The organism is Tsukamurella serpentis, assembly GCF_054780975.1.
The window spans coordinates 16954-31154 of sequence record NZ_BAAGVH010000004.1 but is presented as its reverse complement, the minus strand read 5'-3'; the positions used below and the strand labels follow the sequence as shown (position 1 = coordinate 31154).

At 69.2% G+C, this 14201-nt stretch carries 11 protein-coding genes; 3 read left to right on the top strand and 8 right to left on the bottom strand.

All coding sequences use genetic code 11. From position 1 onward, the window contains the following. Position 1: 1 nt before the first annotated feature. A complete protein-coding gene (gene leuS / locus ACYVHG_RS11930) occupies positions 2 to 2860 on the top strand; it encodes a leucine--tRNA ligase (RefSeq protein WP_461167682.1) in 2859 nt (952 codons plus the stop codon). Positions 2861 to 2870: 10 nt separating this feature from the next. Continuing rightward, positions 2871 to 3047, top strand: coding sequence for a hypothetical protein (locus ACYVHG_RS11925; protein WP_461167681.1), 177 nt, complete (start codon positions 2871 to 2873; stop codon positions 3045 to 3047). A 79-nt stretch (positions 3048 to 3126) separates the two neighbouring features. On the opposite strand, the gene ACYVHG_RS11920 is transcribed toward ACYVHG_RS11925, so the two are convergent. Then, positions 3127 to 4743 (bottom strand): HNH endonuclease signature motif containing protein, encoded by a 1617-nt coding sequence (locus ACYVHG_RS11920; protein WP_461167680.1) that lies wholly within the window; start codon positions 4741 to 4743, stop codon positions 3127 to 3129. 136 nt (positions 4744 to 4879) lie between these two features. Here ACYVHG_RS11920 and ACYVHG_RS11915 point away from each other — a divergent pair, with 136 nt between their 5' ends. Then, on the top strand, positions 4880 to 6061 hold the full coding sequence (locus ACYVHG_RS11915) for a winged helix DNA-binding domain-containing protein (protein WP_461167679.1): 1182 nt from the start codon (positions 4880 to 4882) through the stop codon (positions 6059 to 6061). Between the two features lie 6 nt (positions 6062 to 6067). On the opposite strand, the gene ACYVHG_RS11910 is transcribed toward ACYVHG_RS11915, so the two are convergent. The 7 genes from ACYVHG_RS11910 to ACYVHG_RS11880 all read right to left on the bottom strand — a co-directional run bounded on the left by ACYVHG_RS11910 (position 6068) and on the right by ACYVHG_RS11880 (position 14200). Then, positions 6068 to 6751, bottom strand: a complete 684-nt coding sequence (locus ACYVHG_RS11910; protein ID WP_461167678.1) for an SDR family oxidoreductase — start codon at positions 6749 to 6751, stop codon at positions 6068 to 6070. A 31-nt stretch (positions 6752 to 6782) separates the two neighbouring features. Continuing rightward, positions 6783 to 8054: an MFS transporter gene (locus ACYVHG_RS11905; protein ID WP_461167677.1), complete on the bottom strand. Its 1272-nt coding sequence runs from the start codon at positions 8052 to 8054 to the stop codon at positions 6783 to 6785. An 84-nt stretch (positions 8055 to 8138) separates the two neighbouring features. Beyond that, positions 8139 to 8621 carry a MarR family winged helix-turn-helix transcriptional regulator gene (locus tag ACYVHG_RS11900; RefSeq protein ID WP_461167676.1) on the bottom strand — a complete coding sequence of 161 codons (483 nt, stop codon included), beginning with the start codon at positions 8619 to 8621 and terminating at the stop codon, positions 8139 to 8141. 77 nt (positions 8622 to 8698) lie between these two features. Beyond that, positions 8699 to 10756, bottom strand: coding sequence for a PhoX family protein (locus ACYVHG_RS11895; protein ID WP_461167675.1), 2058 nt, complete (start codon positions 10754 to 10756; stop codon positions 8699 to 8701). A 134-nt stretch (positions 10757 to 10890) separates the two neighbouring features. Next, positions 10891 to 12351, bottom strand: coding sequence for an ABC transporter ATP-binding protein (locus ACYVHG_RS11890; protein ID WP_461167674.1), 1461 nt, complete (start codon positions 12349 to 12351; stop codon positions 10891 to 10893). Beyond that, complete coding sequence (locus ACYVHG_RS11885; RefSeq protein ID WP_461167673.1) at positions 12348 to 13241, bottom strand: ABC transporter permease; 894 nt, start codon at positions 13239 to 13241, stop codon at positions 12348 to 12350. The genes ACYVHG_RS11890 and ACYVHG_RS11885 overlap by 4 nt, the downstream gene beginning before the upstream one ends. Next, complete coding sequence (locus ACYVHG_RS11880; RefSeq protein WP_461167672.1) at positions 13238 to 14200, bottom strand: ABC transporter permease; 963 nt, start codon at positions 14198 to 14200, stop codon at positions 13238 to 13240. Before ACYVHG_RS11880 ends, ACYVHG_RS11885 begins: the two co-directional genes overlap by 4 nt. Position 14201 lies beyond the last annotated feature (1 nt).

Genomic DNA, 14201 nt, shown 5'->3' with positions numbered 1-14201 from the left:
GGTGACGCAGAACGTTGATCAGACTCTCTCGGCCGGGCCCGCCCACCGGTACACCGCCGAGCTCGCCGGTGCCATTGAACAGCGCTGGCGTGACCGGTGGCGCGACGGTGGCGTGTTCAACGCTCCGAATCCCGTCGGGCCGCTGCGCGGCGAGGGCACTCTGCCCGCCGAGAAGCTGTTCATCCTGGACATGTTCCCGTACCCGTCCGGAGCCGGCCTCCACGTGGGACATCCGCTCGGTTTCATCGCCACCGACGTCTTCGGTCGCTATCACCGGATGAACGGTGCGAACGTCCTGCACACGATGGGTTTCGACGCTTTCGGCCTGCCGGCCGAGCAGTACGCGGTGCAGACCGGTACGCATCCGCGCGAGACCACCGACAAGAACATCGCCCGGTATCTGGAGCAGATCGGCTCGCTCGGTCTCGCGCACGACGAGCGGCGTCGGGTCTCCACCACCGATCCGGAGTTCTACCACTGGACGCAGTGGATCTTCCTGCAGATCTACAACGCCTGGTACGACGCCGAGCAGGACCGGGCGCGGCCGATCGCCGAGCTGGAGGCCGAGTTCGCCTCCGGTGCCCGCGCCGTCGGTGACGGCCGGGACTGGTCGGCCCTGACTGCGGCCGAGCGCGGCGCGGTGCTCGACGATCACCGTCTGGTGTACGAGAGCAATTCGCTGGTGAACTGGTGCCCCGGACTGGGGACGGTGCTGGCCAACGAGGAGGTCACCGCTGAGGGGCGTAGCGAACGCGGCAACTTCCCGGTGTACCGCAAGCAGCTGCGTCAGTGGATGATGCGCATCACCGCGTACTCCGATCGTCTGATCGACGATCTCGCCGTGCTGGACTGGCCGGAGAAGGTCAAGTCCATGCAGCGCAACTGGATCGGCCGCAGCCGCGGTGCCCGGGTCCGGTTCTCCCCCGGCGTTTCCGGGGTCGATCCGATCGAGGTCTTCACCACTCGCCCGGACACCCTGTTCGGCGCGACCTACATGGTGCTCAGCCCCGAGCATCCGCTGGTGGATGCGCTGACCGCGGCGGCCTGGCCGGAGGGTACCGACGAGCGGTGGACCGGTGGGGCCGGTACGCCCGCCGAGGCGGTCGCCGCGTACCGGGCGTCGATCGCCGCGAAGTCCGACCTGGAACGCCAGGAGGGCAAGGAGAAGACCGGTGTGTTCCTCGGCAGCACCGCGGTCAACCCGGTCAACGGCTCTCCCGTACCTGTGTTCATCGGCGACTACGTGCTGATGGGCTACGGCACCGGCGCGATCATGGCGGTGCCCGCGCACGATGGCCGTGACTACGAGTTCGCGACGAAGTTCGGGCTGCCGATCGTCGAGGTGATCGGCAGCGAAGCCGGCGTGGCGGACGAGCCGCACACCGGCGACGGCCCGCTGGTGAATTCGGTGAACGACGAGATCGACCTGAGCGGTCTGGCCGTCGCCGAGGCGAAGCAGGCTGTGATCGACTACCTGGAGAAGACCGGTGCGGGAGCGGGCACCGTGCAGTACAAGCTCCGGGACTGGTTGTTCGCCCGTCAGCGGTACTGGGGGGAGCCCTTCCCGATCGTCTTCGACGGCGACGGTGCCCCGCACGCCCTGCCGGAATCCGAACTGGCGGTGCTGCTTCCGGAGGTCAAGGATTACGCTCCGGTGGCCTTCGATCCGGAGGACTCCGATTCGCAGCCCTCTCCTCCGTTGGCGAAGGCCGTGGAGTGGCTGCACCTGGAGTTGGATCTGGGCGACGGCCTCAAGGATTACACCCGGGATGCGAATGTGATGCCGCAGTGGGCTGGTAGTTCCTGGTACCAGCTGCGGTACGTGGACCCGACCAACTCGGAGACGTTCTGCGCCAAGGAGAACGAGGCCTATTGGATGGGGCCGCGGCCGGAGCGCAACGGTGCGCAGGATCCCGGTGGTGTGGATCTGTACGTCGGTGGCGTGGAGCACGCGGTGCTGCACCTGTTGTACGCACGGTTCTGGCACAAGGTGCTGTTCGACCTGGGGTACGTGACGTCGCGGGAGCCGTACCGGAAGTTGTTCAACCAGGGCATGATCCAGGCCTACGCCTACACCGACTCCCGGGGTGTCTACGTGCCCGCGGAGGAGGTCGTGGAGCGGGACGGCAAGTTCTTCCTGGGAGATCAGGAGGTGCGTCGCGAGTACGGCAAGATGGGCAAGTCGCTGAAGAACTCGGTGGCTCCGGACGATATCGCCCGGGACTTCGGCGCCGATACGCTTCGGGTGTACGAGATGTCGATGGGGCCACTGGATCAGGACCGGGCCTGGGCCACCAAGGACGTGGTCGGGGCGCAGCGCTTCCTGCAGCGTGCCTGGCGCACAGTGGTCGACGAGGAGAGCGGTGCCGTGCGGGTCTCCGAGGAGACCCCGTCGGACGCGACGATGCGCCTGCTGCACCGCACGATCGCCGGTGTCCGTGAGGACTTCTCGGAGATGCGCGACAACACCGCCATCGCCAAACTGATCGAGCTGACCAATCACCTGACCAAGGAGTATCCCGGCGGGGCGCCGCGGACGGTGGCCGAGCCGCTGGCTCTGATGCTGGCTCCGGTGGCGCCGCACATCGCGGAGGAGCTGTGGAGCCGCCTGGGTCATGAGGAGTCGCTGGCGCACGGTCCGTTCCCACAGCCCCAGGACGAGTGGCTGGTGCAGGACACCGTGGAGATCCCGGTGCAGGTCAAGGGCAAGGTCCGCAGCCGGATCACGGTCGGCGCGGATGCCTCGGACTCGGCTTTGGAGGCGGCCGCCCTGGCGGACCCGAAGATCGTGGAGCTGCTCGACGGTGCTCCGCGGAAGGTGATCGTGGTGTCCGGCAAGCTGGTGAACATCGTTCCGTAGTGGAGGCCCTGTGCTCGTATCGGTGATGGACCTGGCGACGGCCGAGCGGCGTAGCCTGCTCGAACTCGTCCAGGACTTCACCCAGGAGCAGTGGGGTGCGGCGAGTCCGTGCGCGGGCCGGCGTGTGCGGGGGTTCGACTGGTCGCGGACGACGTGGACCGGTGCTTCGGCGCCGGTGCGCAGGTGAGTAGCCCCGGCCGGAATCGCCTCGCCCACAACCTGGGCGTGCGGTGATCCGAGGTTCCGGTGCGAGCAGCGACTCCGGTTCAGGCCGCGGCGTCGAGCGGCCACGGGGAGTTCACGCGCCAGATGTTGTCGGCGTCGTGTTCGGAAAGCATGGCTTCGAGTAGGGGAGGCCCGTTCGGGCCGTCGAGGGTGGCGCTGATGTCGTCGTAGATGGTGCCGACGAGGTCCCGGTATTGAACCCGCAGGTCCTCCGCGCGCCAAGCATCGGCGAATCGCCTACGTCGCTGCTGGTGGTGACGTAGCGCCAATCGATGGAGCTCCTGTGGGTGGTGGAGGTGGTTCACCCGGAACCGTCCGGCGGGATCACCCGAGCGGCGCCACCCGGTGCGCCCGGAGAACTCGTCGTCATCGGGCACGGTCACGGTCTCGAAACCTCGGCGGATCTCGTCGTCACTCGGGACGACCTTGCCGTGGTGAGCATCGCAGGCGAGCGTCAGCACCGAGATATCGGTGGCTCCGCCGTTCCTCCGCTCCGTTTTGTGATGCACCTGGCAGCGTGTGGCCGGAGCATCACACCCCGGTGCACTGCAACCCTTCTCCGACCCGTACAGCGCGATCCGTTGATCCGTGGAAGCCAACCGGTTCTCCCGCCCCAGGTACAGCGGCCGCCCGGAGAGATCCAGCAGCAGAGCGTATTTGGGATTGGCACCCATCATCGTCAGGGCGTCCGCCACCGGAAGCCGCCCACCGGTAGCCGTGGTCGCGATACCGGTCTCGGCGGTGAGTCGATCGATTCCCATCGTGATGATCGGGACGCAGGGGAGGCCCCGGTGCCGGCCCAGCGCACCCGAACCGATCGCGGTGCGCAGCGCCGTGACCAGCGCATCGTGGTTCCGCTGTGCAGCGGTGCGGCGATCACGCCGAGCGGCCTCTGCGACGGCGGCCGGATCGTCGATGTCGACGGGCCGCTCCTCCTCGGGGTTGATCACTCCGGGACGTGCCAGCTTCTCCAGCACCACGTCCAGCAGTGCCCGAGCCTCGGGGGAGAGGGCGCCACCGAACTCCGACATCAGATCGTCACCCTGCCGACGAACGGTGAGGTCACGGGCGCGGGCGACGTCCTGCGCGGAGGGCTCCGCCCCGTCCGGATCGAGAAGTTCGTACGCGCGGCGCCCGAGACGGGTGATGTCGTCCGGTGTGCAGCCCCGGACCGCGGCCGTGACCAACATGTCCTCCAGGTCCTGCTGGTCGGCCTGGGAGAGCCGGCGCGAGCATTTGCCGAGCGCCCGTTCGATAGCCAGCGCGTGCCGGTCCGAGATGTCACCGGCGCGTTGTGCCGACGCCGCCCGGGGCAGACGAGGCTCGGGCGCGAAACCGCGCTCCTGCCGGGGTGCCCGTGACCGCGCACCCATGATCCGTTCCCGGGCTTCGGCGCCGGCCAGACCCAGTTGATCGACCAGGAGTTCCTTGACCCCGGTGTAGCCCAAGCGATATGGCAGATCCTGCTCGATGCCCACCTCGGTGAGCCAGTGCTGGCAACTGGGTACCGTGCGCGCAGCGCGTTCGAGCCGGCGGAGCCCGTCGAGCAACTGCTCCGAGGACAGCATGATGGGGTTCGCCTGAGCCAATCGCTCGGCGGCATGTTCGAAAGCGCTGAGTGCGGCGAGATAATCAGCAGCAGAAGTGTTCTCGAACATGCTGGGCCTCCTTCCGCTGAACCAAGCCTACTCCGGTGTACGAGAGAATGCAATAACATCGAACACAAGGGCGAGTGGGTGTATCCTCGATCCGGAGATCCGGGACGGAAGCGAACTCGCAGGACAGGAGCGCCGGATGCGTCTGATCGACGATGCGCAACGCCGGGCCCGTATGGCACGGCGTCACGCCCTCGCCCCCGTCCACCGGGTCACGTCGGTACATGAGGCGGTGCAGGCCGTCGCCGTGCTGCACGCCACGGAGCCGGCCACTCCGTACCTCTCGGTGCACGCGCGCACGCATTCGGTGACCCGCGCCGATTACGAGCATGAACTGTGGGAGCGTCGCTCCCTGGTCAAGCAACTCGCCATGCGGCGCACCATGTTCGTCTTCCCCGCCGAGCTGCACCCGGCGGCCCTCAGCGGTCCGTCGCAGCGCGTGGCGGCGCAGGAGCACGCGAAGATCGCCAAGGACGCGGTTCGTGCCGGTATCGCCGCCGACGGCGCCGCCTGGCTCCGGCGGGCACGCGGGGCCGTGCTCGCTGAGCTCAGTGGCCGGGAGCTCAGCGCCGTGGAACTGCGCCGGAGGCTGCCCGAACTCGACGGCCGGGTGACGATCTCCGAGGGCAAGCCGTACGGCGGGGAGTTCCACCTGGCGCCGCGGGTTCTGAACTGGCTGGGGGCAGCAGGGGATCTGGTGCGTTCGAAGAACGAGAGCCACTGGCGGGTCAACCGCAACCTGTGGACCCGGACCGACGAGTGGCTCGGGCGGTCACCGCAACGGATCGATCCGGGACGGGCCTACGCGGTGATGGTCGGTGAGTACCTGCGGGCCTTCGGCCCGGCTACCGAGGCCGATGTGGTGTGGTGGTTCGGCGCTACAAAGACAGTGATCCGTGCGGCTCTCGCCGAGATCGATGCCGTTCCAGTGCGATTGGAGCGTGACGGTACCGGCTGGGTGCTGCCCGGCGATGACGCCCCGGTGGAGCCGGTCGAACCGTGGGCGGCGCTGCTCCCCGCACTCGATCCGACACCCATGGGGTGGAAGGAGCGCACCTTCTACCTCGATCCGGCGTTCGCACCGGCGGTCTTCGACCGCGCGGGTAATGCCGGTACTACTGCCTGGTGGGACGGCCGGATCGTCGGCGCGTACATCCAGGAGGACGACGGCACAGTGGTACCGGTGACGGCGCCCGGAGTGCCACGGGAAGGCCGAGCCGCGCTCGATGCACAGGCCGCGCGGCTCCAGGATTGGCTCGCGGGCGAGCGGGTGAACTCCTTGTACAAGTCCCCGATCACGTTGCCGGAGTACCGGCGGTGACGGGCGTCAGCGAGGCCGCAGTACCAGCTCGGTCGGATGGGCATCGGCCGGGGCGGTGATGGCACCGGCAACCGCGGCGGCCACCGTCTCCGGCCGGAGCAGACCCTCGGCTGTGTACTCGCGGCCCTCGGCGGTGAAGATCCCGCGCTGCATATCGGTATCGATCCGCCCGGGGAAGATGCTGGTCACCCGCAAGGACGGTTCTTCGGCCCGCAGCGCTTCGGCGAACGCGGTCAACCCGAACTTGCTCGCTGCGTAGGCCGCCCAACCGGGATTGGCGCGCTTACCCGCTCCGGAGTTGACCAGCACCACGTGCCCGCCGGTGGCGCGCAGCGCGGGCAGCAGCGCTTTGGTCAGCTCCACCACCGCGAGCAGGTTCACCTCGAACATCTCCCGCCAATCCGCAGTGGGGGTGTCCTCGATCCGCCCGATCCGCCCGACCCCGGCGTTGTGCACCAGTACATCGAGCCGCTCGATCGACGATGCCCGTTCGGCGACGCCGGCGTGGTCGGTGAGATCCACGGCGAAGGCCTCGGCACCGTCGAACTCGGTGCTCAGAGCATCGAGCGCGGGGGAGGGGCGACCGCCGAGCAGCAGTCGATGGGTGGGAGCGAGCCGGCGTGCGATGTGCTCGCCGAGCCCGCGCGAGGCGCCGGTGATCAGCGCCGTGGGCCGGGAGTCGGAGCTCATCACTCCACCCTAGGCGCCGGCGCCGAGTCGATCAGAACTCGGCATCGCCCACCAGGGCGGCGCCGGTGGGGACCACCGCGGAGGCTGCTGCGCGGCGGGTGACCCGGGTCAGGATCAGTGCGGCGATCACGCAGGCACCGGCGCCGATGAAGAACGGCGCCGCGGGCCCTCCGAACCAGGTCGCGAAATGCGCGACCAGGGTTGCGGCCAGGGCTCCGCCGGCCCAGCGCAGGAAGTTGTAACCGGCGCTGGCCACCGCGCGCGGGGCGTCGGCGATCGACATCGCGGTGCCGGTGAACAGGGTGTTCAGCACCCCGGACGGGACGCCGGACGCGATCACCACGAGCACCACCACACCCACGTGCTGGTGCCCGAGCGCCGCCACCACGAGCAGGGCGCCGTACACCAGCACCGCTGCGATGGAGCCGCCGCGCTCACCGACCGCGGCCGCGATCCGCGGAGCCAGCCACACGCCGCTGACCGCCACCAACAGGCCCCACCCGACGAACACGGCGCCGACGAAGTAGGCACTGCGGTTGAGCACGAACGGTGACCACGCGAGAACCGTGAAGAAGGCGGCGGTGTAGAAGGCCGAGCCGAGCCCGGTGAGCAGCAGTCCCCGTTGCCGCAGCGCCCGCAGTGGAGCCAATGGTGAGACCGTGCCCGTGCGCTGTCGAGCGACCCGGGCCTCCGCGGAATCGGAGCGGAGCATCGTCGCGCACAGCACCGCACCGATCAGCATGAGTACCGCGGTACCGGCGAACGGGCCGCGCCAGGAGATCCCGCCCAGCACCGCGCCGAGCAGCGGCCCCACCGCGAGGCCCAGACCCAGAGCCGCCTCGTACAGCAGGATCGCGCCCTGCTGCCCTCCGGTGGCCGCAGCCACGATCACCGCCAGCGCGGTGGCGATGAACAGCGCATTGCCCAGGCCCCACACCGCACGCCAGGCGACCAGTGCACCGATGGAATCCGACAGGGCGCAGGCGCCGGCGGCGATCACGATCAGCAGCAGGCCGGCGATCACCGTCCGTTTGGCGCCGAAGACCGAGGTGAACCACCCGATGAACAGCATCGCCACCACCTGTACGCCCAGGTACGAGGAGAACAACAGGGTGGTCTGGCCGGGCGTGGCGTTCAGCGACTCGGCGATCGAGACCAGGATCGGATCCACCAGGCCGATGCCCATGAACGCGATCACCGCGGCGAACGCCGTCACCCATACCGCTCGGGGCTGATCCGCGAGAGTGTCCCGCAGGCCCGGGTGGGCGTGGCCCGGGTGGTGGCGTTGGACGGTGATCGGCATCGCTGCTCCTCTCAATTACTACGAAACTCTAATTAAGAGGGCGCGGGCGGAGCAAGCGGTTGTGATCGATTCCGCAGCGGCCGCTCAGTCGCCGTCGCGGTACAGCTCGATCAACCGGTTCAGCGCGGGCACGGCTCGGTCGAGATGGCCGAGCTCATCCTCGGTCAGCTCGTGCAGATAGCCGGTCAGCACCTCGTTACGAGCAGCGACCAGCTGCGAGGTCAGCTCCTGGCCGTGCTCGGAGAGCTGCACCACCACCGCACGGCCGTCATCCGGGTCCGGAGTTCGCTGGGCCAGTCCCAACCTTTCGAGACCGTCGACGGCGCTGGTCGCGGAGGGCAGTCGGATCCGCAGGAAGCGGGCCAGTTCACCCATGCGCACCGGTCCCAGCCGCAGCAGGCTCTGCAACGCGGACTGCTGGGCGGGCGTCAGATCCGGACCGGGGGTGTTGCGCCTGATCAGGAAGTGCAACTGATTGAGCGGAGAGCGCAGGCGAGCGGCCAGCTCGGCCACCTCGGCGTCGGACTGGTGATTCGACGCGCCGGGCGCCTCGGACGCGGGGTTCATGGGTCGATCCTAGGCGCGACAGCGACGGTGCCGGCCCCACTCGGGGACCGGCACCGTCGAAGCGGGAGCTCAGGCGCTCAGGAGCCGATGTCGCCGGACTTCTTCCACACCGCGACCACCGCCGGCCGCGGCTGCGAATCGCCGCCGTCGGGCCAGTGCGAGGACGGCTTGTCGGCGTTCGCATCGTCGGTCTCGCCCGGGTGCTGCACCGCGACCAGCACCCGGTTGTCCCGGATGACGGGCCCGCAGGTCTCGGCGCCGAAGGGCACCGTCAGGAACTGCTTGGTCAGGCCACGGTCCGCACCCTCGAGCACCACGCCGAACAGGCCGTCGTTGCTGTCGAAAGTGTCGTTGGTGCCGTCGGTGGAGATCCACAGGTTGCCGTGCGAATCGAAGGCCACGTTGTCCGGGCAGCTGATCCGCGAGACCTTGGTCTTGTCGAAACCGCCGTAGTAGGTGTCCGCCGCAGCGGGATCACCGCACACCAGCAGCAGGTCCCAGGAGAAGTCGGTACCGGTGTGGTTGTCGGTGATCTCCAGCAGCTGGCCGCTCTTGTTCTTCACCCGGGGATTCGCGGTGTCGATACCGGCCTTGCCCTCGGTGCCTCGGTCACTGTTGTTGGTGAGCGCGCAGTAGATCTTGCCGGTCTTCGGGTTCGGCTCGATGTCCTCGGGCCGGTCCATCTTCGTGGCGCCCACCTTGTCCGCCGCCACCCGGGTCCACAGCGCCACGTTCTCGGCGGGCATACCCTCGACGTGCGACTGCGCGCTGCCGTCGGCCTTGGTGGTCAGCAGAGGCATCCACTTGCCGGTGCCCTTGTAACCGCCCTCGGGGACGGTGCCGTTCTCCACCTTCTGGCCCTCGAACTTGGCCACGTACAACGTGCCTTCGTCCAGGATCCGCATGTTCGCCTCCATCGCAGCGGCGCCCTTGCCGGGCACGATCTTCCGCGAGCTGACGAACTTGTAGATGTACTCGAACTTGGAGTCGTCACCGCAGTAGGTGACCACCTCGCCGGCCGGGGTGACGTAGATGTTGCCGCCCTCGCGCTTCATCCGGCCCAGCGCCGAGTGCTTGACCGGCGTCGACTTCGGATCGTGCGGGTTGACCTCCACCAGATAGCCGAAACGGTTGATCTCGTTGGGCTCCTTGGAGAGATCGAACCGGTCCTCGTACTTCATCCACAGGTGCGAGTCCTCGTCCTTGCCGACGCCGTAGCGCTTCCAGCCCTCCTTCAGGCCGTCCACCGGGGGCTTGTCGGCACCGGAGAAGTAGTTGGTGTAGTTCTCCTCGCCGGAGATCATGGTGCCCCACGGGGTGATTCCGCCGGAGCAGTTCGCGATGGTGCCGAGCACCTTGGCGCCGCTCGGGTCGGCGGCGGTCCTGGTGAAGAAGCCGACGGCGGGACCGCGCAGCTCGAACGGCGTCGATGCGGTGATCCGCCGGTTGTACTCGCCCAGGACCGGAGTCAGCTTGCCCGAGCCGGGCTCGCCCTTGACCTCCACCACGCTGATCCCGTGCGCGGCCATCTCCACGCGCACCTGGTTCTCGGTGGGCTCCTTCTCCTTGTAGCCCTTGAACATCGCGGGACCGGTGGTGTACTCCTGGTTGCACACCAGCAGGAAGGTGTCCGGCTTGCCGTCGATCGGGATGAGATCGGTGAAGTCGTTGTTGAAGCCGAACTGCTGCGCCTGTGCCTCGGGCGTCTGGTTGTCGAAATCGAACTTCGGTGCACCCGGCAGTACCGGGTCACCCCAGCGGATCACAACGGCCTGCTCGTACCCCTGCGGAACGGTCACGGCATCGGCCTTGTTCGGGGCGATGGAGGTGAAGTTCAGGCCCGGGGCCTTCACATCGGCGGACGGTGCCCCGCCGGCGGCCGTGCTGGACGACGGCGATGCCCCACCGCCGCTGGAGTCGCCGCAGGCCGCGAGCAGGGAGGCCGCACCCACACCCAGGACGGTGACACCGGTGCCGCGAAGCACCGAGCGGCGGGTGATATCGCCGAAGTACTCGTTGTCGGAGGTGTTGTCGTGCGGGCGGAAGCACTGGTTGCCGCACTTGTACTGGCACGTGGTGTGCGAGCGGGCCGACTTTCCGTCGTGATCGAGTAGACGCAGATTGGGCAGGCGCATGTGTTCTCCCTCGGGCTGAACGGGGGTGGCTGATGCTGAGCGTCGTCAATCTAGGAGCGAGACGTGATCAGACGGCAAAGCTGAGGTGAACGAGCAGGGGGCGGATGTTCACCTGCCCACACCCTGATCCGCAGTCAGACGGGGGACAGCCGCCCGTGCTGGAGTTCGAGGACTCGGTCGCAGTACGAGGCCAGCCGCACCCGGTCGTGGCTCACCACGACCATCGCCACCCCCGAATCAGCTTCCTGCCGAAGGAGTTCCGCAACGGTGGCCGCCGCCTGCACATCCAGGCTGGCGGTCGGCTCGTCGGCGACGACCAGCGTGGGCCGCGCGATCAGCGCACGCAGGATCGCCACCCGCTGCGCCTGTCCCACGGACAACGCCCCCGGTCGCCGATCGACCGGGATCCGGTCCAGGCCTATCCGGTCGAGCTCGGCGCGCGCTATCCGGCGAGCCTGCGCCGAACCGATCCTCCGTCCGGCCGCCCGCAACGGCTCCACCAGGGTGCGCCACAGCGGCCATCGCGGATCGAGGCTGGTCACCGGGTCCTGGAACACCGGCATCGCCCAGCCGGAGAGGTCCGGCCGGGGGCGCCTGCCGCTCCACAGTGGACGCTCACCCACGTGCACCGTTCCCGAGTCCGGCCGCTCCTGGCCGGAGATCACCCGCAGCAGACTGGATTTACCGGTACCGGATGGTCCGACGATCCCCACGATCTCTCCGCGCCGCACCGTCAGATCGACATCGTCGGCCACGACCACCGGGGAGTCGGTGCCGTAACTCTTGCCGACCTCCCGCAGTCGCACCGCGGGCTCGTGATCCACCGGCTCCCGCCGCAGCGGGGCCGGGGTGGATGCCGCGATCAGCCGGCGCGTGACCGCACTGGAGGGTGCGCTGAACAGGGCCGTCGGGGAACCGGTCTCGACCACCCGGCCACCGTCGAGGACCACGACATGATCCACTCGGCGGGCCACCGAATCCAGGTCATGGCTGACCAACAGCAGGGCCCCGCAGGTGCGTTCGAGAAGCTCCAGCGCGGTGTCGGTGAGGTGCGCGTCGAGCGCACTGGTGGGCTCGTCGGCCAGGGTCAGCGCGGGGCGGTGACTGGTGGCGGCGAAGGTGGTGGCCCGCTGCAGCATCCCACCCGACCACTGGTGCGGATACTGGCGCACCCGCTGCCGCGCCTGCGCGATCGCCAGTGCCGTCATGCCGTCGACGGCCAGACCGGCCGGTGGACGCATCCGGTGCGCCCGCCAGCTCTCCTCGATGTGGTGGGCGACGGTGCGCAGCGGATCGAACGAGCTGTACGGGTTCTGCCCCACGTAGCCGATCTCGGTCCCGGCCATCGCGCGCAGCGCACGCCGGTCCAGCCCGAGCAGATCCCGCCCGGCGAACCGGATGCGGCCGGTCACCTCACTGCCCGCCGGTAGCCGGCCCAGTACCGCCCGCAGCAGTGTCGTCTTCCCGCAGCCCGAACCGCCCACCACACCGACCGAGGTACCGGCCTCGACGGTGAGGTTCACCCCGTCCAGTGCCCGGTAGCCGTCCGGGTAGTGCACGGTCAGGTCCACGATCTGCAGTACCGGGTCGCTCACTGAGACACCTTCTCGCTGGTGACGTCCCGCAGCGCCTCACTGAGGATGGTGGCCGTGAGCACGGTGAGCACCAGCCCCGTCGCCGGGCCCAGGATCTGCCACGGTGCGTAGGAGAGCGTGCCGCGTGCCTGCGCCAGCATGGTGCCCCACTCGGCTGCGGGCGGCTGCACCCCGAGACCGAGGAACGACAGTCCGGCGAAGGCCACGATCACCTCGCCGAGACCGAGGGTGGCCACCACAGCCACACCGGTGGCGGCGGTCGGGAGGACGTGCGTCAGCGCGACCCGCGGCAGCGGCAGTCCCGCCATCCGGGCGGCCTGCACATCGCCGCGGTGCATCGCCTGCCGGCTGATCATCCGGGCCAGTCGCGCCAGCGGAGCCCACCCGGTGGCCGACATCGCGACGATCAGGTTCCCGAATCCCGGGCCCAGCAGCCCGACGATGGCCAGGGTCACGATCAGTCCGGGGAGTCCGAGCAGCACGTCGATCAGCCGGGACACCACCGCATCGACGAGCCCTCCGAGGCAGCCGCTGAGCACACCGATCAGCACACCTGCGACCGCAGTGATCGCCGTGACCAGTAGCGCCGAGCCGAGCGAGATCCGCGCACCGGCGAGGGTGCGGGCCAGGAGGTCGCGCCCGGTGGCATCGGTGCCGAGCAGGTGCGAGCCGTCGGGTGAGCGCAGCGTCGCCCCGTAGGCGGGTACATCCGGGTCAGTGGTGAACAGCGGACCGATCACCGCGGTCAGTGCGATCAGCAGTAGCACCCCCAGCGCGATCCGGGCGTCGAGGCGGGCGGTGAGCCGGCGCAGCGTTCCGCGGGCGTCGATCGCGGCCCGGGCGGTCTCCGGGCGGCCGCTGATCGCGGCGAGGGTTCCGATCGAGGTCATCGAGCCGCCTCCCGCTCCGGGCGGAGCTCGCCGGTGCGCCGGCGCGGGTCGATCACGGCCACCACCAGATCCACGAGCAGGCTCACACCGACGTAGGCGAGGATCGCGACCATGGTGAACGCCGTGACCACCGGCATGTCCCGCGCGGTGATCGCCTCCACCGTGTACTTACCCGCACCCGGCCAGCTGAACACGGTCTCTGCGATCGGGGAGCCGCCGAGCAGCGCCGCCCCGCCCAGCCCGACCACCGCGAGGAACGGCGGCAGTGCGTTCGGCAGCTTGTGCAGCAGCAGGTTCCGCAGATCACCGGAGCCACGGGTCGCCGCGACGTCCACGAAGGTGGCACCGTCGAATTCCAGCAGTGCCGTCCGCAGTACCCGAGACCACACCGCGGCCGAGGCCAGGGACAGGGTCAGGGCGGGTAGCAGCACGGTGCCGAAGCCGCCGTCGGCGATCACCTTTCCCCAGCCCAGGCGAACCGCCACCAGATCGAGCAGCAGTACCCCGATCAGGTAGGTGGGGAAGGCCAGAGCCAGGGTGCTGAGCAGCCGGCACAGGTGATCGGCCCAGGTCCGCGGGCGCCACCCGGCGAGCACGCCCAGTACCAGCGCCAGCGCCACCGCGATGACGAAGGCGGTACCGGCCAGGATCAGGGTGGCCGGGAGCCGGTCGGCGAACTCCTCCGCCACCGGCCGACCGGTGCGCCAGGACACCCCGAGATCACCACGGAACAGGCCGGTGAACCAGGCCAGGAAACGCAGCGGTAGCGGATCGTCGAGGCCCAGCTCCCGGCGGACCGCGGCGATCTCCTCGGCGTGCGGCTCCTCGATACCGCGCAGGTTGAGGATCCGCCGGGCGGGATCGCCCGGCGCGGCGACGAGCAGGGCGAAGACCACCAGGCCCCCGCCCACCGCGCTCATCACCGCCGCGGCGAGGCGCCGCGTGATCGCCACCGTCATC